The following is a 25,418-nucleotide window of genomic DNA, read 5'->3' on the forward strand; positions in this document are numbered from 1 at the left end:
GGCGCCATCCATTGCGTTGCGGGCGAAGGTGCTTTTTGCGGGTGGTTGCAGCTGCATGGCACCTTCGGGTCGTCTTCGACAGTTTCCGTTAATCAGGCCGCCGCGAGGAGCGCCTCGTCCTTTGCTACCGCACGTTTATACGCCTCTCGGCCGGTGAGTTTCTCGGCGTAGGCAAGAAAAGCGGCCCTGGGCGGCAGGGTGTTCATGGCAAGTCCCCAGCCGATGTGCGAGCCGACATACACGTCCGCCGCAGTGAAGCGCTCACCGGCAATGAAAGGGCTGGCCAGCACCGCGCGCTCGAGCTGGTCCACTGTGCGTGCATAGCTTCCATAGCCAAAGAAGAACTCTTGCTCAGGCTCAGGGTTGAAGCCCGCGCGGTGGTTGGTTACGGCCTGCTCCACGGGGCCTGCTGCAAAAAACAGCCAACGGTAATACGCCGCCCGGTCCTCCGGCGCAGGCGCCAGTCCGGCTTTGGGAAAGGCGTCAGCCAGATAGGCACAGATGGCAGCAGTTTCTGTTATGGTCTGCCCGTTGTGCACCAGCGCGGGGACTTTTCCCATCGGGTTCACGTCGCGAAAAAAAACTGCATGTGGATCATCAGCGCTGGTGTGCACGGGTACTTCCAGTGCAGCGCCGCCCCAGCGGTCAGCTCCACTGGCCGACTGGTAATCCAGAATGACCACGTCATACGTGCAGCCGATTTCTTCTAGCATCCAGCGCACCATGCGGCCGCGAGAATTGGGGTTGGTATAGAACGTTGTTGCCATCGTGAGCGCCTCTGCTCGTTTCATTAACGATCATGCTAAGTGCGAGGGTGTATTCCTTCGTGGGCGGTTTGCGCCAGAACACTTGCGAAACGCGCCATTGATTGGCGCTGCATTACGCGTTGCCGCCTACGTGCGGCTCGGAGCCTGTAAATGTCCCAACCTGAGATCCGCTCCGAGCGGTGCAAACTACCCAAAGTATTCTGGCAGGCGATAGAGCGATTGGGCCTCAGCCCGGTGGCGGTTCAACAACACGCGCAATTGCCAACCGACCTTCACCTGAACGACGCTGTTGTCACGATCCATCAGCTATTCGCTGTTTGGCGGGCCATTGAGGCGTTATCGGCAGACCCGGCTTTCGCCATAAAAATGGTCCGCGACACGCCCAGCGGAAAACACAAACTGGCGTTCCTAGCCGCGTTATATGCCGCCGATTTTCGCGAAGGGGTGGCGAGGTATTCCCGCTTCATGCGCCTATGCAGCCCAGACCAGATTTGTGTCGAGGAGCGTGACGGCGAGGTGTCTTTCACTATTCTTTGGCCGGCAGGCAGCGGCCCGCAGCCTCATCTCGCGGTGGAGGCGTGTTTTGCTTTTTTGCTGGAGCTCGGTCGGCGCGGCACGGGGACGCACTTGGTGCCTCTGACAGTAAGCCTGCGACGCCCGGAGCAAAACCTGGAAACCCATGCGCATTATTTCGGCTGTCCCATTCGCTATGGCGCAGCGCGTGACCAACTGACAATCAGCGCCAGCGACTTGAGCCTGCCGTTTCTGGAACATAACCCGGAAATGCTCCACGTCCTGACCCCTGGCATGACTGCCGCCTTGCAAGAGATCGGCGCGCCAGCTGGATTCCGTGAGCAGGTAATCGGATTGCTGAAACGAGCCTTGGCCGCCGGACGACCAACCCTGCAACACTTGGCTCAAGAGCTGCTGCAAAGTGAACGGACGCTGCAACGACGGTTGGCAGCAGAGGGCACAACGTTCAGCGAACTGCTCAATGAGGCCCGACGCCAAGTGGGCTTTCACTTGCTTGCTGATTCAAGTCTTGAACTGAAAGAAGTGGCCTATCTACTCGGGTACGAGGACGCCAATTCTTACTTTCGGGCCTTCCGGCAGTGGGAAAAGATTTCGCCTGGTGAATGGCGGCGTGTTAACGCATAAGGAAGCAGGTCGGTCAGTATCTCTATACTGGCCTTCGAGGATGGTAAATAGAGTGCAAAATATGCCCGTCACAGCCAATCAAAATTCCCCAGTCACTTTTGTCATAGCTCAACAAAGCGACTTGGACAATCTTGTAGCCATTCGAATTGAGGCCATGCGCGAAAGTCTGGAGCGTGTTGGGCGATTTGATCCGGTACGTGCGCGTGAGCGGTTTCTTAGCGGTTTTGAAGCTCGCAACACACACTACATCGAGGTATCCGGGGAGAGGGTTGGTTTTGTAGTGGTCAAACATCACCACAATGAACTCTTGCTCGAGCACTTGTATGTGAAACCGAGCGCGCAAGGATCAGGTATAGGCTCTGTTGTTCTCACTCAGATTTTCAAAGTAGCGGATGCGGCTGCGCTCCCTATTAAGGTTGGAGCTCTCAAAGAAAGCGCTTCAAATCGCTTTTATATTCGCCATGGCTTCCAATTCGTCGAAAGCAGTGAATTCGACAATTATTATGTTCGTCAGAGCGTTCCGGCGGTTGGCCCGGTTTGCTACCCAAGTCATCAAGGCGTTACATGATCTGAAAAATCTTGCTGATCACAGTCCACTTGCCATCAACTTTCAACAGATGAAAAAAGTCGGTGAAGGCGATGCCGGACATATCGTTGGCGTCGATGCGAGCGCTGGCAGCAGTACCGACGAACGCACGATCCTGGAACTCAGACGTTCTGCCGTCTGTGACGACAAGTTGGAATCTCTGGCTTGAATCATGCCGATGTTGAGAGGTGGAGGGGGTGAACAATGCGAAGTTTGATGCCCGCTTGGCGCAGGGTGAAACTGCACGAGCGAAATACCCCGCGCGTGATGAGGCGAATTTTTGAGGTCGCACTGCCGTTACGAAAAATTCGGGCTGCCACCTTATTTCATGTCACGCCATCGGCTTCGGGCGTGTAGATACGCCGTCAAATCGCTGTAACCTAGTTGAGCTGCAATCTCCGTTAATGACTCTCCTTGCAATTCAAGATGCATTTCCAATTCTGCGCGAATCTGATCGAGCAATTGTCTGAAGGTTGTACCTTGCTCTTCCAGCCGTCTGCGCAAGGTTCTTGGCGTCTGGTGCAGCGACTTCGCGAGATTGTCCAGATTGGGAATTTCACGTCTCGCTAGAGATCGTCGCGCTCCTTCAGCAACCTTGGCTGACCAACCGCTGAAATTCCGATGCGCGGCGATCCGTCGATCCAGCTCCTGCGTTAATAATTCCAACATCCCGTGATGACGGGTTTGCATTGGCAGGCTTAAGCTTCGAGGATGAAAATAGAAGCAGTTGATCGAGCAATCAAACTCGACTCGATCACCAAACCATTGGGTGTATTGCTTGTAATACGAGGGACGCGAATGAGCGAACTTTGCCAAAATCGGCTGCACATTGTGTCCTGTACCTCGTCGTAATTGCGCTATGGACATCACCCCGTAGTGTTCGACGACATACCGCGCCAACTCTCCTGGCGCATCAACGTTCAATTCGACTCCGGCGCCGTTTTCGTCATTAACCAACCTGACATTGTCTGTGTCCGAGGCGAGAGGTGCGTACCGGGCCCAAAGGTGCATGGCTGACAAAATATCTGGACTGTACAGGCAAAGATAAGCCAAGACATGCCAGTCCTGGGGTGTGAATAGCGCGAACAATTTTAATCCGATCGCTGGATCGATACGTGCCGCTTCGCGCCACAGTTGATCCAGTTCGATCAGGTTGTAATCCGTACTTTTCCGGGCAACCTGGCTATCAAGGAAGCGCTCCAATACCTGGCCCAACCTGCCGCGATGAAAGCGTTGGGGTGGGCGGTTGGCCGGTTCTAGCTCAATTTTGTCCATTTCGCGCATTGGGAGGACTTGCTCGCAGGTTTCTAATGAAAGGGCATTGCCCGGAAGGGCCTAAATCGAGAGTGCCATGAATACAACAATGCTCGTCAATCAACCCATTGTGATAGTAGCCGGGATTTTCCTCTCCTTCATCTTGCTGGAACTCGCCTGTTCGTCGCTTCGTCAGTCGTCAGGTAGTAAACGTGACGTACTCATTGAAGTCGTCGGCTCCGGTATATTAGTGATAGTCACATTTCCTTTAGTCATGTGGCTAAGTGGCATGATATTGAATCAGGCCATCCCGGAAATGAAGGACGCGCTGTCCTCTATTCCATGGATCGCAGGATTTGCGTTGTTTCTACTGCTGGATGACATGACCCAATATTGGTGGCATCGTCTAACTCATCGGATTCCCGCTCTTTATGCATTGCATCGCGCACATCATTCCGCGCCCTATATGAGCATTCGCATCGTCTATCGCAACAATAGTTTCTACTATCTCTTGATGCCGGGCATCTGGCTATCTGGCGCGTTGATTTATCTGGGGCTCGCACCCGTTTATTATGTTTATTTGATTATAAAAATGACTGTGATCTTCGCCGCACACAGCAGTGTTGCATGGGATGACAAACTTTATCGCATTCGCGCCTTACGGCCGATCATCTGGGTTCTTGAGCGAACCATCTCCACTCCATCCACTCATTCTGCGCATCACGGTTTGACTGCAGAGGATGGCGTGACTCACTACAAAGGCAATTTCGGTAATCTGTTGTTTTTATGGGATGTGTTGTTCGGAACAGCCAAAATTACCCGTAGGCGTCCGCCAGCATACGGTATCGAACACTTGTCACCGATAAACTGGAAAGAGGAGTTGTTCTGGCCAATCGTTCGCTCCCATCGCACGGCACCCAAGGTAAGTGAAGCTAAGCAGAAGGTCGCACAATGAGTCGTCATATCGTTCTGCTGTCTGGATCGAATAGATCCAACAGTCAATCAATCAAAGTTGCCCATTATCTGTGTAACCGGTTAGAAGCACTTGAGCTTTGTGACTCAAGCGAACTAATAGATCTGGCGTTGAGCCCGCTACCGCTGTGGCCAGAAGAAGACATTCAGAAAGTCTGGAGTGTCCAGCAATCCACCCTCCAAAAAGCAACAGCATTGATCGTTATTTGCCCTGAGTGGAATGGCATGGCTTGCCCGGCCCTGAAGAACTTCTTTTTGTACGCAGGGCTCAGCGAACTAGGACATAAACCCGCGCTTCTAGTTGGCGTTTCGGCTGGACTTGGGGGAGCCTACCCAATTGCAGAGTTACGTGCTTCAAGCTATAAAAATAGCCGGATCCTGTATTTGCCTGAGCAACTGATCATAAGAAACGTTGAATCAATGTTTAACAGTGAGTGCCCTTCAGATGAAAATGATATGCGCATCCGCGCCCGTGCCGATTGGGCTTTGCATATGCTTTGCCAATACAATGACGCCTTGCGTACCATACGAACTGCAATAAAACATCCTCCTGAGTTCTCTACGGGGATGTGAGATTGTCGGCCCTCAACAAGTTAAAAATGCAACTGTTAAAGCTAAACATTAGTAGCTGCCGGTAAAGGTCAACTATTTCCAACTCAGCCCTGATCAAGCCACAGTGGGCCGCAACTCCTGCGCCAGTTCAATCAGTGCGCGCAATCGCGCCGGCACGAAGCGATGGCCCGAGTAGTAGAGCCTCAACCCGCCAAACGACGGGCACCACGGCATCAACACCGGCACCAGGGCGCCGCTCGCCAGTTCTTCCCGGATGAACCACTCGGAAATGAACCCAATGCCGAGACCCGACACCACGGCCTGTTTGATGGCCAGCAACTCGTTGGACGCGAAGCACACCGGCAGATCCATCTGCAGTTTTTGGCCGTCGCACTCCAATTCCCACTGGTAGAGGCCTCCATGGGCCATGCGCATGCCGATGCTCCGGTGGGCAAGTAGATCTCGCGGATGCTCGGGCACGCCATGGCGTTCGAGGTACTCGGGCGTCGCTACCACGAGCATCCGGATGTCACCTGACAGCGCCACGGCAATCATGTCTTGCGGCACCGACTCTGCCAGGCGAATCCCGGCGTCGAAGCCACCGGCGATGATGTCGACCATGCTTGATTCGCTGACGATGTCGATGCGCACTTCGGGATAGCGTTGAGCGTACTGCTTCAATAGCGGATCCAACAGCAGGCAGGCCGCGCCATGCGGGGCATTGATGCGCAGTGTGCCGCTGGGTTCATCAGGGCCGACGCTGGCTTCTTCGCCGGCACTTTTGATCTGTGCCAACGCAGGTGCGATGCGTGCCACATAGCGTTGCCCGATGTCGGTGAGGGCAACACTGCGCGTGGAGCGATTGAACAGGCGTACTTTGAGGCGTGCTTCCAGGCCGGCCAGCGCGCTGCTCACGGCGGTCGTGGACATGCCCAGCTCCTGTGCTGCGCCGCGAAAACTGCTGCGGCGCGCCACGGCCAGTACCACTTCCAGCTCGGTCATTGCTGTTCTGTGCATGGATTGTCCTGAATACAAGGATGCTTCATCAGCCAAAGGATGGCTTATCGGAATAATGAACCCTTCTTAGACTTCATCACAGAGGCTCGATTCAGGTGAGCCGTTTTTGAGCGAGGAGTTCCCATGCAACGCATTGAACATATCTACATAAACGGAGAGTTCGTCCTTCCACACGGTCAGGAATGGTTCGACCTGCATAACCCGAGCACCGAGGAAGTCATCGGTCAGGTTCGGTTGGGCGATGCACTGGACGCACAACGTGCGATCGCAGCCGCCAAGGTTGCGTTCCCGGCGTGGGCTCGTACTAGTCGGGAGGAGCGCATTGCGGCACTGCACCGCATGCACCGGGCCATGGTGGCAAAGGAGGAGGAACTGCTGGAAGCCATCCTCGTGGAATACGGCGCGCCTGCGGTGCGCGGGCGCTGGATGGCGACTTATCCGGCCGATGTGATTGCGCAAGCAATCGAAGCACTGGAGGCGTTCGATTTCGAGGAACAGGTCGGCATGGCCAGGGTCATTCTGACGCCCGTGGGCGTGACCGGTCTGATCACGCCCTGGAACAGCAATGCGGGCTTCATCTGCAACAAGCTGGCCACCGCGCTGGCAGCAGGCTGCACCGCCGTCATCAAGCCTAGCGAGATGAGCGCGTTGCAGACGCAGGTCGTGGTCAGGGCGTTGCACGAAGCCGGGCTACCACCGGGGGTATTCAACATCGTCAACGGGCGAGGCGATGTGGTTGGCGAGGAGATCGCCCGTCATCCCGACGTTGCCAAGATCTCGTTCACGGGTTCGTCCGCTATCGGCCAACATCTGGTCAAAACCGGCGCTGACACGATGAAGCGCGTGACGCTTGAACTCGGCGGCAAGTCGCCCACCGTGGTGCTTGACGATGCGGATTTCCAGACAGTCATGCCGCTGGTGCTGCAAACCGGATTTCTCAACAGCGGCCAGGCTTGCATCGCGGGCACTCGTATCCTCGTGCCGCGCCGCCGGCTGGCAGAGTTCGAGCGCATTGCGAAGGAGGGCGCCTCACAGGTCCGATCGGGCGATCCGCGTAACACCGACACGGACATCGGTCCGATGGTGAGCCAGAAACAATGGGAACGGGTGCAGCGCTACATCCGTACCGGCCAGGAAGAAGGCGCGAGGTTGCTGGCGGGTGGCGAAGGTCGCCCGGAAGGCTTGCATGCCGGATGGTTTGTGAAGCCCACGATCTTCACTGATGCCAACAACCGGATGCGCATCGCGCGCGAGGAAATCTTCGGCCCCGTGCTGACGATCATTCCCTACGAGGATGATGCCGATGCGATCAGCATTGCCAACGATACGGACTATGGACTGAGCGCCCTGGTGCTGGGAAAAAGCGCTGAGCGTTGTATGAACGTCGCCCGTCAGATCGATGCGGGACGCGTGCTCATCAACACCCTGGCCCACGAACCACGTGCCCCTTTCGGTGGATTCAAGCATTCAGGCCTTGGGCGCGAAATGGGCAGGTGGGGGATGAGCGCGTATCTGGAGCCGAAGACGTTGATCAGCAATGACCCGGTGAAATGACTGGGTCAGGTTCCTGGCTGGGGGCACTGCATCCTTCGTCCGGGCTATCGGGCACATACTCGGGAGACATTTCATGGAGTCATGATCGCAGCCAGTTTCGGATGGTTTTTCGTGTAATACAGCTCTGACTCAGCGTCATCTTCCAGAAAGTGCCATATCTTTTTTGATCGCATGGAATACATGACGATAATCAGAAATACCCCGAGATACAGCCATATCAAACTGGTTGCGCCGGATTGGGACATGATGGCGCCCGTCATCATGAATGAAACCGTGCTTCCTAGCTGACTGATCACTAATGTGGATGCCATGAGTCGTACGCGAACACCGGACGGGATCGACATGACCCTCTTGTCCATTCCGACCATCGTAATGCAAGCACTAGCGGCCCCAGCGAAAGACAGGCAAGTACTCAACTGCCAGATTTCGTCGGCTTGTGTCGCTGTGCAGAGTGCAAAAGTCAATAATGCCCAACACCCAAGATACTTGTTGCGCTGATATTTCTTTTGGGTAATCAGCGGGCTTAAGAGAAACAAGCCTGCAACGGCTCCGCCCGCGAATATCGCATTGAGCAGGCCAACGCTACCTTCAGCAAGACCGTGCGCGTGTATGAGCGCTGGAACCAGCATCGGTACGGTGGCGGTTACGGCCAAACCCAGTAGCAACCCTGAAAAAGTCAAAAATTGTTCTGGCGGTAGAACGCATTTGAGTTTAAGCCCCAAAAGCATGTCATCAATGAGATCGGTTGATGATTTTCTGCGTTGCAGGGCAGGGGCAGCGCTAACCGGTAGCATCATGGCGAACGCCACGATGACCAGTCCCACGATTGAAGCAAATAGCAGCGAGATTTCCAGTGAAGAAACCGTAATCACAATACCCGCCAACAAAGGCCCCGCAACCCGGCCGACAGTAACAACGATGCGCCGGACGCGAAATGCAGCGTCCGCACGGTGTGTATCAACGGTTTCCGCAGGATAGATACCCAACAGAGGCTGGATCATTCCAAATGCTGATGCAGCGATCACGTCGATCAGTATCAGCGCATCAAGGGAATACCAGTTTGCGGCAAAAAAGTAGCGCAATACGCTGGCCATCAATATCGCAAAACAGCCCACCTTGAGCGCCGTACTGCGGCGCATCGACTCAACACGCGGCGCCAGACACAACATTGAAATGATCGCCGCGAGCGCGAGCGCTATTTCGTAGGCCGCCAGCTCCAGCAGGCTTCCCTGCTGCACGATGATCAGCGGTAGCGTGGTATTCCAGCAACCGAGGTAGATCCAAAGTAACAAGTCCAGGCAAAGATACTTTCGAAATGTACTCAATGGGTGACTTCCTTGCTCCGCACCTTGTGTTTGGGATGTCATTCGCACGCGCCAGATTATCCGCAATGCCGCTGCGCAAATATCAGCTTATACCTGCGCTGACATCCGGTGATGTTCCACCAGGAAGTCGACGAACAATCGCACCCGCGCCGGCATCGCCGCACCGCCGACGAACACCGCATGAATCGGTTCCTGGTCCCCCGGGTTCCAGGCTTCCAGCAGCGCAATCAGGTCGCCGCGCTGCAGATCTTCGCTCACGCTGAACTCTCCGATACGGGCAATGCCGGCACCCACTCGCGCGAGTTGTGCCAGCGCTTCACCACTGCTGCATTCGATGTTGCCGCTGACCTTCAGGGAAAACGCTTTGCCATCGCGGGTAAATGGCCAGTTGGATTCGGCTCGCCGGAAGTTGAAGCGCAGGCAGTTGTGCTGGAGCAGGTCTTCCGGTTCCTGCGGGATGCCGTGGCGCTGCAGATACTCCGGCGATGCCACCACGACTTGGCCGGTGGTGCCGATCCTGCGTGCGCTCAGCGGGCTGTCGGGCAGATGGCCGAAGCGCACCGCGACGTCGGCTTGCCCGCCAAGAATGTCGACCACTTCGTCGCCGAGGCTGAGGTCGATGACGATGTTCGGGTAGCGGGCGCTGAAGGCTGCGACCAAGGGAACGATGGCCAGGCGTCCATGGCCAAGGGCGGCACTGACCCGCAATCGCCCCTTGGGCACGCCTTGATCGGCGATGGCTTCTTCGACCTCGTCCATGTCGGCGAGGATACGCCGGGCGCCGCGCAGGAACGCTTCGCCCTCGGCGGTGAAGGTGAGCGCTCGTGTGGTGCGCAATAGCAGGCGGGTGCCAAGCCGTTGCTCGGTGCGGGCGATGATCCGGCTGACTGCCGAGGGTGTCAGGCCCAGAGCACGCGCGGCGGCCGACAGACTGCCTTCCTGCGCGACGGTAGTGAACACACTCATTTCACCTGATCTGCCGTTGAAATCCACTTGTGCCTCCTACGCAAAGGTGATTGCCAAAAATGCCATCTACCGCCTGAAAGGACGGGATCGTAGCATTGGCGGCATAGATGAGGAGCTTTCCATGCGTATCAATCCACCACTTGTTGCACTCGCCATCGGTGCCTTCGGCATCGGCGTAACAGAATTCGCCCCCATGGGCATGTTGCCGGGTATCGCTGCGGACCTGGGCGTTTCCATTCCCGCTGCCGGTTTGCTGGTCAGTGCTTATGCGTTGGGCGTGTTGCTCGGCGCACCACTGATGACCCTGACCACCGGCAAGATTCCCCGGCGCTATCTGCTGATCGGGCTCATGGCGATTTTCACCCTCGGTAATCTGATGTCGGCCCTGGCCACCGATTACTACAGTCTCATGGTTGCCAGGGTGGTCACCTCACTGAACCACGGTGCCTTCTTTGGCGTTGGCTCCGTCGTCGCCGCTACCCTGGTCGCCCCGGAGAAACGTGCCGGGGCGGTTGCAGCAATGTTCATGGGCCTGACGCTGGCGACCATCGGCGGTGTGCCGCTGGCTGCCTGGTTTGGCGAAATGTTTGGTTGGCGCACCGCTTTCTGGGGGATTACCGGCCTGGGCGTGGTGACCATGGCCGCGTTGTGGTTCGCCTTGCCTAACGTGCGGGCGCCGCAAAGTGCCGGTGTCATGGCGGAAATCCGCGTCTTGGGGCGCGGCCCGGTGCTGGCCGCGCTGGCCCTGACTGTTGTCGGCTCAAGTGCCATGTTCACCGTTTTCACCTACATCGCGCCGATCCTCAGCAGCGAGACCCATGCGTCCACCGCCTTCATCACCGCCATGCTCATGCTTTACGGTGTCGGGTTGACGCTGGGCAACATGTGGGGCGGCAAGGCCGCTGACCGCTCGATCGATCGCACCCTGATCGTCTCGCTGAGCGTACTGATTGTGGTGTTGTTGGCGTTCACCGTACTGATGCGCTGGCCGCTGCCGGCCGCGGTGGCCATTCTAATCTGGGGTATCGCCAGCTTCGCCTTGGTGCCGCCGCTACAGATGCGCGTCATGGAAGCGGCCAAGGACGCGCCCAATCTGGCTTCGGCGGTGAACATCGGCGCGTTCAACTTCGGCAATGCGATTGGCGCGGCTCTGGGCGGGGCGGTGATCAGCAGCGGGCTGGGTTATCCGGCGATCTCCCTGGCCGGCGCGGCAATGGCGGGCCTGGGACTGCTGATGGTGTTGGGGTTTGCGTGGCGCTCCAGAACGATTGAAGCCGCCGTGGTGTGACGATTCGTTACTCTCGATAAGTGGCCGCAAGCGGCAGGTTCCTGCCGTGGCTGACCGGCAGATACGAGCGACAGCGCCTGCCACCCAATCGCAACCGCATCCTGCACATTTTGCTTGAGCGATTTGATTGGGTGGCAGGCGAGGGCGAAGCGGTGTCAGTGATCGTCAGCCTGACGCCGTAGCAAGTCATCGACGGCGCGGATGGCCAGGGCATATCCGTCGGCACCCATGCCGCAAATCACCGCATTGGCCACACCAGACATGATCGAATGGCGGTGTAGCTCGTCCCGTGCATGGATGTTCGACAGGTGCAGTTCAATCAACGGTGCGGCGAGCAGTTTCAGCGCATCCAGCACCGGAATCGAGTGGAACGACAGGCCGGCCGGGTTGATGATGACGGCCGCGCCTTGCTCGAACGCCTCTTGAATCCAGTCGACCATTACCCCTTCGTGGTTGGTTTGGCGAAAATCGCAGATCAGCTCAAGTTCCGCGGCCAGTGTTTCACTGCGTTGGCGGATCTGCTCAAGGGTGGTGTGGCCGTAAATGTGCGGCTCACGGCGACCCAGCAGGTTGAGGTTTGGGCCGTTGAGGATGAAGACGGTGCGGTTCATGGTGGTCCTGCTGCGTTATTTGGAAAGAAGGGCGGAAGCGTGGGTGTCGAGGGTGTCGTTTTTGGAGACTGTGTTCAGGTCGATGCCGCGGGTTTCCGGGCCGATGACAATCATGGCCAGGGAGATCAGGTTGATCACCGCGCACAAGGTCACCAGCGGCCACGGCGAGTTGTTCGACTGGCTCATCAGCCACACCGCGATCATCGGCATCGGCCCGCCAATCACCAGGTTGGCGCCGGTGTAGGCCAGTGCCGAACCCGAATAGCGGACCTGGGTCGGGAACGCCTCGGCAAACGCCACAGGTTGAATCCCGCTCTGGAACTGGGTGAAGCCCAGGAACAGCCCCATGATTGCCATGATGGCCGCAACGTTCAGTGTGTTGAGGATCGGGAAGTACACGAACAGAATCAGCAAGGTCATGCATGAACCCAGCGCCAAGGCCTTTTTCCGGCCCCAGCGATCGGACAGATAACCGCCGGCCAGCGCACCGAAAATCGCGCAGACGTTAGCCACCATCAGCGACATGAAGCCTGTCGACTGACTGAAGCCCAAGTGCTTGGTCAGATAGCTGAGGGAGAAAATCACGATCAGATAGAACAGCGCAGCGGGCGAGCAGAAAAACAGCATCAGGCGCAGGATGGTTTTGTAGTGGCTGCCGACCGCGGATTTGAGCGGGCTTTTTTCCTGTTTGACCGGGGTCTTTTTCAAAGCCACGAAAGCCGGGGTCTCATCGACTTTCAAGCGAATGAAAATAGCCACCACGACCAGTACGAAGCTCATCAGGAAAGGAATTCGCCAGCCAAAGCTTTCAAATTGCTCGCCTGAAAGTGTCGCGGCCAGGCCCATCAACACGCCGTTGGCCAATATCTGGCTGAGCGGTGAACACAAGCCGAGCATGCCGGAATAGCGCCCGCGGCGATCAGGGGAGGCGTGTTCCAGCGCCATCAGTTGCGCACCGGTGGACTCGCCGCCCAGCGCGAAGCCCTGGATGATCCGCAGCAGCACCAGCAGGATCGGTGCCCAGATACCCACTTGAGCGTAGGTGGGCAACAACCCCATCAGCACCGAAGCCAGACCCATCATGGTCACGGTGGCCAGCATCAGATTGCGACGGCCGAGTTTGTCACCCAGGTAGCCACAGGTTATGGCGCCCAACGGCCGCGCGGCCAGACCGACACCGAAGGTTGCCAGGGAAGCGAGCAGGCCGGCGGTCGGCTCCATGGCCGGGAAAAACAGCTTGGGCAAAATGGTCGCGGACATCGCGCCGTATAGCGTGAAGTCGAACCACTCCAGGGCCGTGCCGATGGTCGCAGCGGTCACCGCTTTGCGCGGCATGCGCGAATCATGAGTCTCGTGACTGATTGTGCTCATAAGGGTGCTCGTCATTATTTTTATAGTGTCGGGATGCCCGGACGGTTCTGCGCAATAACGACGCAATGGGCAGGGATCGTCGAGGTGGCTAGACGTTAGCGCATCCCGCTTGCAGAATAATTATCGAAATCACGATAAATAGATAAGCCGACCTTATGAGTAGCGATTATGGAACTGCGTCACCTGAAAGCCTTTGTCGTTGCCGCTGACCTGCAGCACTTCAGCCGCGCGGCTGAGCAGTTGGGCGTTGCGCAACCGGCACTGAGCCAGTTGATGCGAACCCTGGAGTCCGAGTTGGGGTTGGCGTTGTTCCGGCGGCAAAACCGTGGCGTCGCGTTGACCGCGGCTGGCGAGGCATTTCTGCCCCATGCGCGGCAGTCCATCGAATCCAGTGAACTGGCGATTGCCGCTGCTCGGCGGGCGCGCCGTGGTGAAGTGGGCGAGATCAACATCGGCTATCACTCAGCGCTGTTCGAGGCCAATCTGCCGCAGTTGCTGCGGCATTACTTCAGCACCTTCCCGGAGGTCAAAGTGTCGCTGGTGGACGCCGGTATCCGCGCGCAGTTCGACATGTTGCTCGAGCACAAACTGGACCTGGCCTTTGCGCGGGTCTTCAAGGACCACCTGCCGGAGCGCCTGCGTACCCATCATTTCAGCCAGTCGAGGCTGGTCTTGCTGATGCCGGACAACCATGAAATGGCGGACAGTTTTACCGGCGAACTGGCGACGCTGCGTCATGAGAAATTCGTGTTTCTACAGGACAGCGCCGGCATCGGCCTGACCTCACACACCCTTCAGGCGTGCCGGCAAAATCAGCTGCACCCCGAGAACATCATGCACGTGCCGTCGTTGATGAGCATTCCGGGGCTGGTGGCGGCCGGCATCGGCCTGAGCATCGTCCCGGAAACCATGACGCGCTTGACCATGCCGGGCATACGCATCGTGCCGCTGGCTCAAGCGGAAATGGTCAGTGAGCTTTCGCTGATTTCGCGGATCGATGAAAGGTCCAGCGCGGTGCTGCACTTCATTGAAGAGGCACAGGGTTGGGGATGAAATGCGCTGTTCATAGCGCATCACACATTGTCAGTCGCCGACAGGCTGAGTAAGCTGCGCCCATGAATCAGCCATCCGTATCGACCTCCTCGCCGAGCACTCGCGGCCCCGCCGAACACGACATTCGTGACCAGATTGTCGCCGCGGCCAACGAGCACTTCAGCCAATACGGCTATGGTAAAACCACGGTTTCCGACCTGGCCAAGGCCATCGGTTTTTCCAAGGCCTACATCTATAAATTCTTTGATTCCAAGCAGGCGATTGGCGAGGCCATTTGCGCCAACTGCCTGGGGCAAATCGTTGCCGCGGTCGAACAGGCGATAAACGCAGAGTCGGTTTCAGCTACCGAGCGTTTGCGCAGGTTGGTCAAAACCGTGATCGCCACGGGCGTTGACCTGTTCTTCAACGATCGCAAGCTCTACGACATCGCAGCGTTTTCCGCATCGGAGCGCTGGAACAGTGCCCAAGTGTACGAAGCACAGATCAAGAGCTTTATCCTCGACATCGTGCGTCAAGGGCGAGAAGCGGGGGAGTTCGAGCGCAAGACTCCGCTCGACGAGACGGTCGAGGCGATCAATCTGGCGTTGCGACCTTTCGTCAACCCGTTGCTGTTGCAGCACAATCTGGATTTGATCGAGCAAGCGCCCACGCTGACCACCAATCTCATCCTGCGCAGCCTCATGCCTTGACCCATCGCTGAGCAAGGTTTTCAGGCGATTCGAGTCAAACGACATCCCCTCATTACGTTTCCTGCCCACCGGCACATCAGTGCCGGGAGGGCATTGAATTTAGTCTTATGTGACCATTGACTGAATCGGTCACATGGATACTATGGCTTCGCTGTAGTGCTCGATGTTCTATTCCAGTGATCTCCATAGAGTCCAATAATGAAAAAAACAATGCTCAAGAGCCCCGTGGGCCTGGCCTTCGTGCTTGCGTCTTCCAATGTGTTTGCCGGTGGCTTTGCACTCAACGAACAAAGCATCAGCGGGATGGGCTCGGGTTTTGCCGGGCGCTCCTCTTCAGCTGAAGACGCCAGCACGATCTACGGCAACCCGGCGGGCATGGCGCGGCTTAAACGGGAGCAGGTCAGCGTGGGCGCCGCGACGCTGTTCGCCAAGTCCGATATCAGCCAGACGCGCAGTACGTTCGGCGGCAAGGAAGACGGCGACATGGTGCCGACCACCACCGTACCGATGGGGTATTACGTCAAACCCATTGATGATCACTGGGCATTCGGCGTCGGATTTTATGTGCCGTTCGGGCTGATCACCGACTATGGCAGTGGATTTGCCGGACGCTATTACGCCAACAAGAGCGAAGTCACCACGCTGACGTTCCAGCCGACCATCAGCTATGCCTTTAACGAAAAAGTCTCGATCGGCTTCGGCCCGACCATCAACCGTATTGGTGGAGAGATTTCGGGCATGGTGCCCAATCCTCTCAGCCCGGGGCGTAATGACGGCAAGCTGAAAAGCACCGGCGATGACACCGCGCTAGGTTTCAACGCCGGTGTGCTGGTGCAGGCGACAGACCAGACCCGCCTGGGGCTGACCTATCACTCCAAAGTCAGTTACCACCTCGATGCGAAAACCAAAGTCACCGATGGCATCTTCAGCGTGCTGGGCGTCAGCGGCCGCAGCTATGACGCGTCGCTGGACGTGGACACGCCGGAGTCGGTGGACTTTTCGGTCACCCATCAATTCAATAACGACTGGACGCTTTATGTCGGCAGTACCTGGACACGCTGGAGCCGTTTCAAGGAGCTGACGATCGAGAACAGTGGCTTGCCGCCATTGCTGAGCGGCCAGTTGGGGACGATCAGCGAAGAGCAGAACTGGCATGACACTTGGGCTCACGCGATCGGCGCGGCCTATCAACTGAATAACCAATGGGTACTTCGTGCCGGTTTCTCGGTTGATCAGTCACCGGCCAACAACACCAATCGGGGGCCGCGCATTCCGACGGGCGACCGCAAGGTACTCAGCTTCGGTGCCGGCTGGACGCCCGTGGAAAATGTCACGATCGACCTGGCTTATTCCTACCTGTGGGAGGAGAGCGTCGAGATCAGCGACAGCTCGGCCTCGAGAGGTGCCTACAGTGCCCGATACAAGAACAGTGCGAGTGGACTCGGGACTTCGGTGAGCTACCGTTTTTAGTCGGGCATGTGAGTCGATTCGTAGGCCGATATTGCTGATGGACAGGATGCCGCTTCTCAAATAGTGACTATTGACGATATTGGTCACAAGACTGAGAATATGATGATCATCCTATTCCTCAGTAAGGGAATCTATGCGCCGGCTCCGACCTTTCCCCATTGCCGCATGCTTGTTACCTCTTGCCCTGACTGCCTGTGGCGAATCTTCCAGCGTTGCAGATCCTCGAACACAGGCGCCGCTGGTCAGATCCGCTGCGGTGCAAGCGTCACCCGATGTCGCTCGTTCTTTCACCGGAGTGGTCGCGGCGCGCGTTCAGGGCGACCTGGGTTTTCGCGTATCGGGCAAAGTGCTCGAACGTCTGGTTGATACGGGGCAGGCCGTCAAGCGCGGGCAGCCGCTGATGCGTCTCGACCCGATCGACCTAGGACTGCAAGCGCGGGCGCAGCAGGCGGCGGTCATCGCTGCTCGCGCCAGCGCCAAACAGACAGCCGACGACGAGGCTCGCTATCGCAAACTGGTCGGCGTTGGCGCCATTTCGGCATCAGCCTACGATCAGTTCAGAGCCGCCGCGGAGACGGCAAAGGCGCAGCTCAACGCCGCGCAAGCGCAAGCCGACGTGGCCCGCAATGCCTCGGGTTATGCGCTGCTGGTCGCAGATGCGGACGGCGTGGTGGTGGAAACACTCGCCGAGCCAGGACAAGTGGTCAGCCCGGGACAACCGGTGGTGCGCCTGGCGCGCGCAGGTCAACGCGAAGCCATCGTGCATCTGCCGGAAACGTTGCGCCCGGCCGCCGGATCCACCGCGCAAGCCAGCCTTTACGGGGTGAACTCAGCGCCTGTTACGGTAAATCTCAGGCTGCTTTCGGACTCCGCAGACCGCACAACACGCACGTTTGAAGCGCGCTATGTGCTCGAGGGGCCGCTGGCCAATGCGCCGATCGGTGCGACCGTCACCCTCAGCATTGCCGAGGGCGTCACCCGGACACAGGCGTTACAAGTGCCCATCGCGGCTGTTTACGACCCGGGCAAAGGACCCGGTGTGTGGGTAATCGCCGGGACACCGGCAACAGTGACCTGGCGAGCGGTGCAGGTGCTGGGGTTGAGCGATGATTCGGCCCGCATCGCCGGTGACATCAATGCCGGCGAGCAGGTGGTGGCGTTGGGCGCACACCTGCTGCGCGATGGCGAAGCGGTGCGATTGCCACAGCAGAGCGAAGCCAGCGTTGCCGGGAGTCGTCCATGAGCCAGGGGCGTTTCAACCTTTCGGCCATTGCCGTGCGCGAGCGGGCGATCACGGTGTTTCTGATTTTTCTGATTGCCGTTGCAGGGACGTTGTCGTTCTTTCAACTGGGACGTGCGGAAGATCCACCGTTTACGGTCAAGCAGCTGACCGTGATTACCGCGTGGCCGGGCGCGACGGCGCAAGAGATGCAGGATCAGGTCGCCGAACCCCTTGAAAAGCGCCTGCAAGAACTCAAGTGGTACGACCGCTCGGAAACCTACACCCGCCCTGGACTGGCGTTCACGATGGTGTCGTTGCTCGACAGCACGCCACCCGCGCAAGTGCAGGAAGAGTTCTACCAAGCACGCAAGAAACTCGACGATGAGGCCATCAGGCTGCCGGCCGGTGTGATCGGGCCGATGGTCAACGATGAGTTTTCCGACGTGACCTTCGCGCTGTTCGCCTTGAAAGCCAAAGGCGAGCCACAGCGCTTGCTGGTGCGTGATGCAGAAGCCATGCGCCAGCGTCTGCTACACGTGCCGGGAGTGAAGAAGGTCAACATCATCGGTGAGCAAGCCGAGCGCATCTACGTTTCGTTTTCCCATGACCGGCTGGCCACCCTCGGCCTGTCACCGCAGGACATCTTCGCCGCGCTGAACAGTCAGAACGTGCTGACGCCCGCCGGCTCCATCGAAACCAATGGGCCACAGGTGTTTCTGCGTCTGGACGGTGCTTTCGACAAGGTGCAGAAAATTCGCGACACACCGGTCTCCGTGCAGGGGCGCACGCTCAAGCTTTCTGATGTGGCAACGGTTGAACGCGGTTACGAAGACCCGGCGACTTTTGTTGTGCGCAATAACGGTGAAGACGCGCTGTTGCTGGGCGTGGTGATGCGCGAGGGCTGGAACGGTCTGGATCTGGGCAAGGCGCTGGATGCGGAAACCGCGCGGATCAATGCGGAAATGCCATTGGGCATGACCCTCGCCAAAGTCACCGACCAGGCGGTCAATATCGACTCGGCAGTCGGCGAGTTCATGGTCAAGTTTTTCGTCGCGCTGCTGGTGGTCATGCTCGTGTGCTTTCTCAGTATGGGCTGGCGGGTAGGGGTGGTGGTCGCTGCGGCTGTGCCGTTAACCCTGGCGATCGTGTTCGTGGTGATGGCCGCCACCGGCAAGAATTTCGATCGGATTACCCTCGGCTCATTGATCCTCGCGCTCGGGCTGTTGGTCGATGACGCGATCATCGCCATTGAAATGATGGTGGTGAAAATGGAGGAGGGCTACGACCGCATCAAAGCGTCCGCCTACGCCTGGAGCCATACGGCAGCGCCGATGCTGTCCGGTACGTTGGTGACGGCGATCGGTTTTTTGCCGAACGGTTTTGCGCAATCCACTGCCGGCGAGTACACCAGCAACATGTTCTGGATTGTCGGCATCGCACTGATCGCGTCCTGGGTCGTCGCGGTGGCGTTCACCCCGTATCTGGGCGTGAAATTGTTGCCGGACATCAAGAAGGTCGAAGGTGGCCACGCGGCGATCTACAACACGCCGAATTACAACCGTTTCCGCCGGCTGCTGACCACGGTGATTGCTCGCAAATGGCTGGTGGCAGGTACGGTGGTCACGCTGTTTTTCGTCGCTGTGCCAGGCATGGGGCTGGTGAAGAAACAGTTCTTTCCGACCTCCGACCGCCCCGAGGTGATGATCGAAGTGCAGATGCCTTACGGGACTTCGATCGAGCAGACCAGCGCCTCGGCCGCCAAGGTCGAAGCCTGGTTGCACAAGCAGGAGGAGGCAAAAATCGTCACGGCCTATATTGGCCAAGGTGCGCCGCGTTTCTTCCTGGCGATGGCGCCGGAATTACCCGATCCCTCGTTTGCGAAAATTGTTGTGCTGACGGACAGTCAGGAGGCACGCGAAACCCTCAAGTTCCGGCTACGCGCAGCCGTTGCAGAAGGACTCGCGCCGGAGGCCCGTGTCAGGGCAACACAAATTGTTTTCGGTCCTTATTCGCCGTTTCCGGTTGCCTACCGGGTGATGGGGCCTGATCCGGCGAAGTTGCGCGACATCGCCGAGCAAGTCCGGGGCGTGCTGCAAGACAGCCCGATGATGAGAACCGTGAACACCGATTGGGGACCGCTGACCCCGACCTTGCATTTCAGTCTCGATCAGGACCGTCTGCAGGCGGTGGGGCTGACCTCCAATGCGGTTGCTCAGCAACTGCAATTCCTGCTGAGCGGAGTGCCGATCACCGCGGTACGCGAGGATATTCGTTCTGTGCAGGTCGTCGGGCGTGCCGCTGGCAATATCAGGCTCGACCCGGCGCAGATCAAGGGTTTCACCCTGGTCGGCGCGGCGGGGCAACGCATCCCGTTGTCGCAGATCGGCGAGGTCGATGTGCGCATGGAGGATCCGATTCTGCGGCGCCGTGACCGCACGCCGACCATCACCGTGCGCGGCGACATTGCCGAAGGCTTGCAACCACCGGATGTATCGAGTGTGATCCTCAAGCAGTTGCAGCCGATCATCGACACGCTGCCTTCCGGTTACCGCATCGAGCAGGCGGGCGCCATCGAGGAGTCCGGCAAGGCGGGCAAGGCGATCTTGCCGTTGCTGCCGATCATGATCGCCATGACGTTGCTGATCATCATTGTGCAGGTGCGCTCGATCGCGGCGATGATCATGGTCTTCCTCACCTCGCCATTAGGCTTGATTGGCGTGGTGCCGACGCTGCTGATCTTCAATCAGCCGTTTGGCATCAATGCGCTGGTCGGGTTGATTGCGCTGTCGGGAATCCTGATGCGCAATACGCTGATTCTGATCGGGCAGATCCATCACAACACGCTGGAAGGACTGGACCCGTTCCATGCCGTGGTCGAAGCCACGGTGCAACGTGCGCGGCCGGTACTGCTGACGGCGCTCGCGGCCATCCTGGCCTTTATTCCCCTGACACACTCGGTGTTCTGGGGCACGCTGGCCTACACCCTGATTGGCGGTACGTTCGTCGGTACCATCATGACGCTGGTGTTCCTGCCGGCGATGTATTCGATCTGGTTCAAGATTCGCCCTGAGCACAACGCTCAGACTGAAACAGTCAAACTGGCCTGAAATCGAGGCCCGCTCTGGCGGGCCTCTTTGTCTCCCACGTCAAAGCGTGGTGATCTGCCCATTGCGATCCAGCTCATACACCTTGTTGCCCTGCAATTTCTCCTTCAACCAACGTTCGGCTTTACCCAGCGGCCGCTGCCGCGCCCAGAGCAAATCCACACCAATCTGCCAGTCCGTATGCGGATACGCCGAGAGCTGCAGTTCCACCAGTTCACCCTTGGCCAGTTCGCGCTGAATAAGCTGCCGGGGCAGGGTGGCCCAGCCGAGCCCGGCGCGGACCATTTCCAGTAACGCCAGATAGCTTTCCGCCTGCCACAACTGGGTCGAGCGCAGGTATTCGCTGCTCGGCAGTTTGCTCGCGTGGGCGCTGAAGGCCAGGCGGCGATGGACGTGCAGGTCGTCGAACGTGACGTTATCGAGTTGCGCCAATGGGTGCTCGGGGTGGCAGACGTGCAGCATGATCAGTTTGCCCAGTTGCTGGAACGCCAGCTCCTTGGGATAGCCGGGCTGTGAGAACGCCACGCCGAGTATCGCTTCGCCGCTGCTGACCAGTTCGCTGACGTCGCCGTAGACCGGGTGGCGGATGATCAGGTCGACGAAGGGGAATGCGGATTCGAAGGCTTTGAGTACCGGCATGATCGGGCCGTACGGCGTTTCAATCGCCAGTGTCAGGCTGGGTTCGACGTGTTCCGAAAGGCAATCGGCGTGGGCTTCGAAGGTCATGCAGCGTTCGAGCACGGCTTCGGCCTGCACCAACAATTTGTGGCCGCTGGCGGTGAGGGCAGGACTGCGGTTGCTGCGATCGAACAGGTCGACGCCAAGGTCGGTTTCGAGGTTGGCAATCGCCGCGCTGATGGTCGATTGGGTTTTGCCCAGTTTGCGCCCGGCGGCGGAGAACGATCCGCTTTTGACCACTTGGACGAACATCAACAGTTGATCGAGTGAGAAGCGCAAGCGGTGGACTCCCGGGTCGAGGATGAGGGTATAAAGCAAATAACCAATGCCAGATTCGTGCCATCGAAAAAAGCGATGGTTGCCAATTTTGTTCATCGCAATAAACGTTCAACCATGGCCCCGCGTCAAACGATCTCCGGGGCGGATCTGATTTTCAAACGCCCCTGAGCATGCCTGCGATCTCAACAGATGCCGCACCTTCAGGAGCGTGTGAAATGACCACACAACGCATTCATCCGGTGGACGAGGTTTTGCCACTGCGACAGTTGTTCACGTTTGGCTTGCAGCATGTTTTGGTGATGTACGCGGGAGCGGTGGCGGTGCCGCTGATTCTCGGCAGTGCGATGGGACTGACTTCGGCGCAGGTGGTATTGCTGATCAACGCCAACCTGTTGACCTCGGGTGTGGCGACGCTGATTCAAACCCTCGGTTTCTGGAAGTTTGGCGCACGGCTGCCGCTGATTCAGGGGTGTTCGTTCATAGCCCTGGCGCCGATGATCATGATCGGTAAAGAGTTCGGCCTCAGTCAGATCTTCGGGGCGGTGATTGCCGCAGGCTTCATCACTATCGCGTTGGCACCGGTGTTCAGCCGCTTGCTACGGTTTTTTCCGCCGGTGGTTATTGGCAGTCTGATCACCATTATCGGCATCTCGCTGATGCCTGCGGCGGCGATCTGGCTGGGCGGCGGCAATCCCGACGCGGCGGATTTCGGCAACCCCGCCAACCTGTTGCTGGGCCTGGCCACGGTCAGCGTGACGCTGGTGATCTACGCCAAATGCAAGGGTTTCCTCGGCAACCTCAGCGTGCTTATTGGCCTGTTCGTCGGCAGCCTGATCGCAGCGGCCTGCGGCATGACTCACTTCAATCGGGTCAGCGAAGCGGCGTGGTTCGAGCTGAGTGCGCCGATGGCCTTCGGCGCGCCGGAATTCGCGCCGGTGCCGATTCTGATCATGACCCTGGCGATGCTGGTGATCATGGCCGAGACCACCGGCAACTGCCTGGCGATCGGCAAACTGACCGGCAAACCGACCACGCAACAGACTCTCGGCAACGCGTTTCGCGCCGACGGCTTGTCGACCATGCTCGGCGGCTTGTTCAACAGCTTTCCCTACAACGCCTTCACCCAGAACACCGGTTTGATTGCGCTCTCAAACGTGAAAAGCCGCTACGTCGTGGCCGCTGCCGGGGCAATCATGGTGCTGATGGGCCTGTTCCCCAAACTCGGCGCGTTGATCGCCGCAGTGCCGACGCCGGTGCTCGGTGGCTGCGCAATCGTGATGTTCGGCATGACCACGGTGGCGGGGATTCAGGAACTGTCGCGGGTGCAATTCGAGGGCACGCGCAACGGCATCATCGTCGCGGTGTCGGTGAGTGTCGGCGTGCTGCCGATGTCCTTTCCGGCGCTGTTCGAACACGTCGGCCCGACCCTGAAACTGGTGCTCGACAGCGGGATTTTCCTCGGAGCGATCACCGCCATCGTCCTCAACATCCTGCTCAACAACGACAAAAAATCGACCGAAACCATCGGCGCTGAACTGGCCGACTGACTGTTTGTTTTCCACTGCCCAGGAGTTACCCATGAATCAATTCACTCAGCTCATTCCGGCCGGCGTCAGCGAGCTTGATCTGACGTTGCTGCGCCAGACCATTGCCTTGTCCGAGGCATCGAAGCAACGCGGTCGCCATCCGTTCGCGGCATTGGTGGCCGACCGCAACGGCAAGGTGATTGTCGAAGCGGGGAACAACTCGATGCCGCCAGAAGGCGATCCGACTCAGCACGCCGAGTTGGTGGCAGCAGCGGCAGCGGCAAAACTACTGTCGCCGCAAGAGCTGGAACTGTGCACGCTGTACACCAGCGCCGAACCTTGCTGCATGTGCGCTGGCGCGGTGTATTGGACGGGGATCGGGCGGGTGGTTTATGCCTTGTCGGAGCATGCGCTGCTGGGGTTGACGGGCGACCATCCGGAGAACCCGACGTTCTCGCTGCCGTGCCGCGAGGTGTTCGCCAAAGGGCAGCGCAAGGTCAATGTGTTGGGGCCGATGCTGGAGGGCGAGGCGGCTGAGCCGCACAAAGGCTTCTGGTCTTGAGGAGAGATTAATTTCTCACCCGCAAAAGGTGCCCGTCACAGGCACCTTTTCAGTTTCACCGAAAGATGAGCGGCACTAAACCAGGTCGTTGGGCTGCATGGTCAAAATGATCTTCCCGACGTTTGCGGAAGATTCCATTCTGCGGTGAGCATCGGCAGCCTGCGACAGTGCAAACGTGCTGTCGACAACCGGCTCAAGGCTGCCGGCCCCCTCGAAGCGATCAAGCCAATGCTCGCGGAAGCGCTTGATCATGGCGTGCTTCTCCGGTTGCGTGCGTGACTTCATGACCGTACCGATGATTTGCAAGTGGCGGTAAAGAATGTCCTCCAGCGCCACCGTGACGTTGCCGCCACCGCCGAGAATCCCCACCTGAATCAGGCGGCCGCCGCGTGCAAGGGACGCGATGTTGCGGGCGAAGTAGGGCTCACCGATAAAGTCGATGATTACATCGACGCCGCGACCCTGGGTTTTGTCGGCGATCACCTCAGCGAAATCCTGGGTCTTGTAGTCGATCGCCACGTCTGCGCCCAAATGCTCGACACGCGCCAACTTGCTGCCTTCGGTGGTCGCATACACCGTGGCGCCGGTGGCGTAAGCCAACTGCACAGCAGCAGACCCGACGCCGCCAGCGGCCGCATGAATCAACACCGAATCGCCAGCCTTGAGCCGAGCCAGGTGCATCATGGCTTCATGGGCTGTGACGAAGACCTCGGGAATGGCCGCCGCGTGTACATAATCAAGCTGCGCAGGGATGTGCATCGCCATGCGGTAATCGATGCGGGCCAGTTCGGCGTAGGCGCCGCCGCCGACCACACCCATGACGCGATCTCCCACCTCGAACCCGGCCACTGCGTTACCTTTGCCGATCACTTCGCCGGCGATTTCCAGGCCGATGATCAGCGAGTCGCCGAAATTCGGATGGCCGTACCCACCGGTTCGATGCGTCAGATCCGCACGGTTCACCCCGGCGGCATAGACACGCACCAGCAGGTCGTCAGGACGGACTTCAGGATTGGCGACCTCGACGAGTTCAAGGACGTCTGGCGCACCAAATTCTCTGATGTTGATGGCTTTCATTCAGTTGTTCTCCGTTTCGCTGAACGTCGCGTTGGCGATAGCAGATGCGGTGATGGCGCCAGGGAAGCCCGCATAGAAAGCCAGGTGCGTGATCGCTGCCGCCAGTTCGTCTTGGGTCACACCGTTGCCAGCCGCGCGGCGTAAGTGGGCAGGCAACTCTTCCGAGTGACCAGCGGCAATCAATGCCGCCACGGTGATCAGGCTACGGTCGCGTGGGGACAGCGCCGGGTCACTCCAGATCTGCGGATAAAGCGTCGAGTCGACGAATTGCGCCAGCTTTGGCGTGAACGCGCGCGCGGCTTCGCGAGGACTGCTGAAATTGAGCTTGGACATGGGC

The 25,418-nt window shown here is 58.5% G+C and carries 23 protein-coding genes and 1 pseudogene; 13 read left to right on the forward strand and 11 right to left on the reverse strand.

Annotation, left to right across the window (positions count from 1 at the left end):
* Positions 1–92: 92 nt before the first annotated feature.
* Positions 93–767 carry a glutathione S-transferase family protein gene (locus ACRRSD_RS00250; RefSeq protein WP_435036601.1) on the reverse strand — a complete coding sequence of 225 codons (675 nt, stop codon included), beginning with the start codon at positions 765–767 and terminating at the stop codon, positions 93–95.
* 150 nt (positions 768–917) lie between these two features.
* Between ACRRSD_RS00250 and ACRRSD_RS00255 the strand changes: the two genes are divergently transcribed.
* Positions 918–1,925, forward strand: a complete 1,008-nt coding sequence (locus ACRRSD_RS00255; RefSeq protein WP_435036602.1) for an AraC family transcriptional regulator ligand-binding domain-containing protein — start codon at positions 918–920, stop codon at positions 1,923–1,925.
* 61 nt (positions 1,926–1,986) lie between these two features.
* Positions 1,987–2,493, forward strand: coding sequence for a GNAT family N-acetyltransferase (locus tag ACRRSD_RS00260; RefSeq protein ID WP_435036603.1), 507 nt, complete (start codon positions 1,987–1,989; stop codon positions 2,491–2,493).
* Here ACRRSD_RS00260 and ACRRSD_RS00265 read toward each other — a convergent pair.
* Together ACRRSD_RS00265 and ACRRSD_RS00270 are read right to left on the reverse strand one after the other, a co-directional pair.
* Positions 2,478–2,614 (reverse strand): annotated as a pseudogene (locus ACRRSD_RS00265) (nuclear transport factor 2 family protein); the annotation flags it as partial. The gene ACRRSD_RS00260 and the pseudogene ACRRSD_RS00265 sit on opposite strands and share 16 nt — an antisense overlap.
* A gap of 218 nt (positions 2,615–2,832) precedes the next feature.
* Positions 2,833–3,795: an AraC family transcriptional regulator ligand-binding domain-containing protein gene (locus tag ACRRSD_RS00270; protein ID WP_435036604.1), complete on the reverse strand. Its 963-nt coding sequence runs from the start codon at positions 3,793–3,795 to the stop codon at positions 2,833–2,835.
* A 67-nt stretch (positions 3,796–3,862) separates the two neighbouring features.
* Here ACRRSD_RS00270 and ACRRSD_RS00275 point away from each other — a divergent pair, with 67 nt between their 5' ends.
* Together ACRRSD_RS00275 and ACRRSD_RS00280 are read left to right on the forward strand one after the other, a co-directional pair.
* Entirely contained in the window at positions 3,863–4,720 is an 858-nt protein-coding gene (locus tag ACRRSD_RS00275; protein WP_435036605.1) for a sterol desaturase family protein, read from the forward strand.
* A complete protein-coding gene (locus tag ACRRSD_RS00280) occupies positions 4,717–5,310 on the forward strand; it encodes an NADPH-dependent FMN reductase (protein ID WP_435036606.1) in 594 nt (197 codons plus the stop codon). Before ACRRSD_RS00275 ends, ACRRSD_RS00280 begins: the two co-directional genes overlap by 4 nt.
* Positions 5,311–5,403: 93 nt before the next feature.
* Here the strand turns inward: ACRRSD_RS00280 and ACRRSD_RS00285 are convergent, their stop codons facing one another.
* Positions 5,404–6,306 (reverse strand): LysR family transcriptional regulator, encoded by a 903-nt coding sequence (locus ACRRSD_RS00285; RefSeq protein WP_435036607.1) that lies wholly within the window; start codon positions 6,304–6,306, stop codon positions 5,404–5,406.
* A 123-nt stretch (positions 6,307–6,429) separates the two neighbouring features.
* Here ACRRSD_RS00285 and ACRRSD_RS00290 point away from each other — a divergent pair, with 123 nt between their 5' ends.
* A complete protein-coding gene (locus ACRRSD_RS00290; RefSeq protein WP_435036608.1) occupies positions 6,430–7,860 on the forward strand; it encodes an aldehyde dehydrogenase family protein in 1,431 nt (476 codons plus the stop codon).
* A 71-nt stretch (positions 7,861–7,931) separates the two neighbouring features.
* Here ACRRSD_RS00290 and ACRRSD_RS00295 read toward each other — a convergent pair whose 3' ends face one another.
* Together ACRRSD_RS00295 and ACRRSD_RS00300 are read right to left on the reverse strand one after the other, a co-directional pair.
* Positions 7,932–9,227 (reverse strand): MFS transporter, encoded by a 1,296-nt coding sequence (locus ACRRSD_RS00295; protein ID WP_435036609.1) that lies wholly within the window; start codon positions 9,225–9,227, stop codon positions 7,932–7,934.
* Positions 9,228–9,272: 45 nt separating this feature from the next.
* Positions 9,273–10,178 carry a LysR family transcriptional regulator gene (locus ACRRSD_RS00300; RefSeq protein WP_435036610.1) on the reverse strand — a complete coding sequence of 302 codons (906 nt, stop codon included), beginning with the start codon at positions 10,176–10,178 and terminating at the stop codon, positions 9,273–9,275.
* A gap of 94 nt (positions 10,179–10,272) precedes the next feature.
* Here ACRRSD_RS00300 and ACRRSD_RS00305 point away from each other — a divergent pair, with 94 nt between their 5' ends.
* Positions 10,273–11,439, forward strand: a complete 1,167-nt coding sequence (locus ACRRSD_RS00305; RefSeq protein WP_435036611.1) for an MFS transporter — start codon at positions 10,273–10,275, stop codon at positions 11,437–11,439.
* 155 nt (positions 11,440–11,594) lie between these two features.
* Here ACRRSD_RS00305 and ACRRSD_RS00310 read toward each other — a convergent pair whose 3' ends face one another.
* Positions 11,595–12,050, reverse strand: coding sequence for a type II 3-dehydroquinate dehydratase (locus ACRRSD_RS00310; protein WP_435036612.1), 456 nt, complete (start codon positions 12,048–12,050; stop codon positions 11,595–11,597).
* 15 nt (positions 12,051–12,065) lie between these two features.
* A complete protein-coding gene (locus ACRRSD_RS00315; protein WP_435036613.1) occupies positions 12,066–13,421 on the reverse strand; it encodes an MFS transporter in 1,356 nt (451 codons plus the stop codon).
* 168 nt (positions 13,422–13,589) lie between these two features.
* Between ACRRSD_RS00315 and ACRRSD_RS00320 the strand changes: the two genes are divergently transcribed.
* The 5 genes from ACRRSD_RS00320 (at position 13,590) to ACRRSD_RS00340 (ending at position 20,962) form a co-directional block, all read left to right on the forward strand.
* Positions 13,590–14,474, forward strand: coding sequence for a LysR family transcriptional regulator (locus ACRRSD_RS00320; protein WP_435036614.1), 885 nt, complete (start codon positions 13,590–13,592; stop codon positions 14,472–14,474).
* A gap of 62 nt (positions 14,475–14,536) precedes the next feature.
* Positions 14,537–15,163, forward strand: coding sequence for a TetR/AcrR family transcriptional regulator (locus tag ACRRSD_RS00325; RefSeq protein ID WP_435036615.1), 627 nt, complete (start codon positions 14,537–14,539; stop codon positions 15,161–15,163).
* A gap of 198 nt (positions 15,164–15,361) precedes the next feature.
* Positions 15,362–16,633, forward strand: coding sequence for an OmpP1/FadL family transporter (locus tag ACRRSD_RS00330; protein WP_435036616.1), 1,272 nt, complete (start codon positions 15,362–15,364; stop codon positions 16,631–16,633).
* Between the two features lie 133 nt (positions 16,634–16,766).
* Positions 16,767–17,876: an efflux RND transporter periplasmic adaptor subunit gene (locus ACRRSD_RS00335; RefSeq protein WP_435036617.1), complete on the forward strand. Its 1,110-nt coding sequence runs from the start codon at positions 16,767–16,769 to the stop codon at positions 17,874–17,876.
* Positions 17,873–20,962 (forward strand): efflux RND transporter permease subunit, encoded by a 3,090-nt coding sequence (locus tag ACRRSD_RS00340; RefSeq protein ID WP_435036618.1) that lies wholly within the window; start codon positions 17,873–17,875, stop codon positions 20,960–20,962. The genes ACRRSD_RS00335 and ACRRSD_RS00340 overlap by 4 nt, the downstream gene beginning before the upstream one ends.
* Positions 20,963–21,001: 39 nt before the next feature.
* Here the strand turns inward: ACRRSD_RS00340 and ACRRSD_RS00345 are convergent, their stop codons facing one another.
* The gene (locus ACRRSD_RS00345) at positions 21,002–21,916 is read right to left on the reverse strand and encodes a LysR family transcriptional regulator (RefSeq protein WP_435036619.1); all 915 of its coding nucleotides are present in this window, start codon (positions 21,914–21,916) and stop codon (positions 21,002–21,004) included.
* Between the two features lie 215 nt (positions 21,917–22,131).
* On the opposite strand from ACRRSD_RS00345, the gene ACRRSD_RS00350 reads away from it, so the two are divergent.
* Both ACRRSD_RS00350 and ACRRSD_RS00355 read left to right on the forward strand, forming a co-directional pair.
* On the forward strand, positions 22,132–23,463 hold the full coding sequence (locus tag ACRRSD_RS00350; protein WP_435036620.1) for a nucleobase:cation symporter-2 family protein: 1,332 nt from the start codon (positions 22,132–22,134) through the stop codon (positions 23,461–23,463).
* A 31-nt stretch (positions 23,464–23,494) separates the two neighbouring features.
* Positions 23,495–24,004: a nucleoside deaminase gene (locus ACRRSD_RS00355; protein WP_435036621.1), complete on the forward strand. Its 510-nt coding sequence runs from the start codon at positions 23,495–23,497 to the stop codon at positions 24,002–24,004.
* Positions 24,005–24,079: 75 nt separating this feature from the next.
* Here ACRRSD_RS00355 and ACRRSD_RS00360 read toward each other — a convergent pair whose 3' ends face one another.
* The gene (locus ACRRSD_RS00360; protein ID WP_435036622.1) at positions 24,080–25,081 is read right to left on the reverse strand and encodes an NAD(P)H-quinone oxidoreductase; all 1,002 of its coding nucleotides are present in this window, start codon (positions 25,079–25,081) and stop codon (positions 24,080–24,082) included.
* Positions 25,082–25,414 (reverse strand): carboxymuconolactone decarboxylase family protein, encoded by a 333-nt coding sequence (locus tag ACRRSD_RS00365; protein WP_435036623.1) that lies wholly within the window; start codon positions 25,412–25,414, stop codon positions 25,082–25,084. It abuts the gene before it with no gap.
* Positions 25,415–25,418 lie beyond the last annotated feature (4 nt).

It is taken from the genome of Pseudomonas neuropathica (assembly GCF_051174785.1).
GTDB lineage: Bacteria > Pseudomonadota > Gammaproteobacteria > Pseudomonadales > Pseudomonadaceae > Aquipseudomonas > Aquipseudomonas neuropathica_A.

Excerpts from the sequence above, each read along its gene's own strand:
- ACRRSD_RS00250 (WP_435036601.1), bottom strand. The coding sequence starts at position 767 with ATGGCAACAACGTTCTATACCAACCCCAATTCTCGCGGCCGCATGGTG.
- ACRRSD_RS00255 (WP_435036602.1), top strand. The coding sequence starts at position 918 with ATGTCCCAACCTGAGATCCGCTCCGAGCGGTGCAAACTACCCAAAGTA.
- ACRRSD_RS00260 (WP_435036603.1), top strand. The coding sequence starts at position 1,987 with ATGCCCGTCACAGCCAATCAAAATTCCCCAGTCACTTTTGTCATAGCT.
- ACRRSD_RS00270 (WP_435036604.1), bottom strand. The coding sequence starts at position 3,795 with ATGCGCGAAATGGACAAAATTGAGCTAGAACCGGCCAACCGCCCACCC.
- ACRRSD_RS00275 (WP_435036605.1), top strand. The coding sequence starts at position 3,863 with ATGAATACAACAATGCTCGTCAATCAACCCATTGTGATAGTAGCCGGG.
- ACRRSD_RS00280 (WP_435036606.1), top strand. The coding sequence starts at position 4,717 with ATGAGTCGTCATATCGTTCTGCTGTCTGGATCGAATAGATCCAACAGT.
- ACRRSD_RS00285 (WP_435036607.1), bottom strand. The coding sequence starts at position 6,306 with ATGCACAGAACAGCAATGACCGAGCTGGAAGTGGTACTGGCCGTGGCG.
- ACRRSD_RS00290 (WP_435036608.1), top strand. The coding sequence starts at position 6,430 with ATGCAACGCATTGAACATATCTACATAAACGGAGAGTTCGTCCTTCCA.
- ACRRSD_RS00295 (WP_435036609.1), bottom strand. The coding sequence starts at position 9,227 with ATGACATCCCAAACACAAGGTGCGGAGCAAGGAAGTCACCCATTGAGT.
- ACRRSD_RS00305 (WP_435036611.1), top strand. The coding sequence starts at position 10,273 with ATGCGTATCAATCCACCACTTGTTGCACTCGCCATCGGTGCCTTCGGC.
- ACRRSD_RS00310 (WP_435036612.1), bottom strand. The coding sequence starts at position 12,050 with ATGAACCGCACCGTCTTCATCCTCAACGGCCCAAACCTCAACCTGCTG.
- ACRRSD_RS00315 (WP_435036613.1), bottom strand. The coding sequence starts at position 13,421 with ATGAGCACAATCAGTCACGAGACTCATGATTCGCGCATGCCGCGCAAA.
- ACRRSD_RS00320 (WP_435036614.1), top strand. The coding sequence starts at position 13,590 with ATGGAACTGCGTCACCTGAAAGCCTTTGTCGTTGCCGCTGACCTGCAG.
- ACRRSD_RS00325 (WP_435036615.1), top strand. The coding sequence starts at position 14,537 with ATGAATCAGCCATCCGTATCGACCTCCTCGCCGAGCACTCGCGGCCCC.
- ACRRSD_RS00330 (WP_435036616.1), top strand. The coding sequence starts at position 15,362 with ATGAAAAAAACAATGCTCAAGAGCCCCGTGGGCCTGGCCTTCGTGCTT.
- ACRRSD_RS00335 (WP_435036617.1), top strand. The coding sequence starts at position 16,767 with ATGCGCCGGCTCCGACCTTTCCCCATTGCCGCATGCTTGTTACCTCTT.
- ACRRSD_RS00340 (WP_435036618.1), top strand. The coding sequence starts at position 17,873 with ATGAGCCAGGGGCGTTTCAACCTTTCGGCCATTGCCGTGCGCGAGCGG.
- ACRRSD_RS00350 (WP_435036620.1), top strand. The coding sequence starts at position 22,132 with ATGACCACACAACGCATTCATCCGGTGGACGAGGTTTTGCCACTGCGA.
- ACRRSD_RS00355 (WP_435036621.1), top strand. The coding sequence starts at position 23,495 with ATGAATCAATTCACTCAGCTCATTCCGGCCGGCGTCAGCGAGCTTGAT.
- ACRRSD_RS00360 (WP_435036622.1), bottom strand. The coding sequence starts at position 25,081 with ATGAAAGCCATCAACATCAGAGAATTTGGTGCGCCAGACGTCCTTGAA.
- ACRRSD_RS00365 (WP_435036623.1), bottom strand. The coding sequence starts at position 25,414 with ATGTCCAAGCTCAATTTCAGCAGTCCTCGCGAAGCCGCGCGCGCGTTC.